General features: G+C 61.5%; 1 protein-coding gene and 1 pseudogene. Both read right to left on the bottom strand.

Annotation, left to right across the window (positions count from 1 at the left end):
• Nucleotides 1-147: pseudogene (locus PQQ51_RS34330) on the bottom strand (ATP-binding protein); the annotation flags it as partial.
• A partial coding sequence (locus PQQ51_RS34325; protein WP_408501624.1) for a Mu transposase domain-containing protein occupies nt 137-767 on the bottom strand: 631 nt, incomplete at its 5' end. The pseudogene PQQ51_RS34330 and the gene PQQ51_RS34325, both read right to left, overlap by 11 nt.

Raw genomic sequence — 767 nt, 5'->3', positions numbered from 1 at the left:
GGCCATTTCCGCTTTGAGCAGTCCGGCCAGCACCAGAGACGCGGACTTGTAGGCAGGCGAATCCTGCGCAGCCAACTCGCCAAGCGCCTGGGCCATGCCGTGCAGCTTCAGTGACTTGAGCATCTCCATCATGGCATCAGGCTGCATGATGATCCTCCCGGTCTCTCAGGCGGTCATAGCGGCTGACGTTGGCTTCGGGCTCGACCCGCAGGGCGAAGGCTTGTGGTGCCTGTAGCGGCGGCACTGGTGCCCCGTCAAGCAGCCGGCTCAGGAAGTTCAGAACTGTTTGCTTGGAGGGCGCTCCTGCTTCGAGGGCCAGTTCGACGGCGGTTAGCACGGCCTGCTCGTCGTGAAGCAGAACCAGCGCCAGTATCTCGACCATCTCCCGATCGCCGCCCGGGTGCTTCAAGAGGATTGCTTGCAACCGCTTAAAGCCCGCCGGGAACTCAGCGAACGGTGCGCCGTTGCGCAATGCACCGGGTTTGCGCTGCAAGACCGCCAGATAATGACGCCAGTCGTAAATGGTTTCGCCACGATCATGGCTGCGGTTGATGCACCGGACGTGTTCGGCGATCACCTGCCCTTCGGCGACGAAGACGAGCTGGGCCGCATACACATGCAAGCTGATAGGTCGGTTGGCAAAGGCAGCAGGCACGCTATAACGGTTGCGATCGAAACTCACCAGGCAGGTTGGCGAGACGAGCTTGGTGTGCTCGACAAAGCCGTCAAAGGCTTGTCCCACCGGCATGAGATGAGGGCGCTCGATC

The organism is Paraburkholderia xenovorans (assembly GCF_046030735.1).
Taxonomy (GTDB): Bacteria; Pseudomonadota; Gammaproteobacteria; order Burkholderiales; family Burkholderiaceae; genus Paraburkholderia; species Paraburkholderia xenovorans_A.
This window is presented reverse-complemented; position numbering and strand designations above follow the sequence as displayed.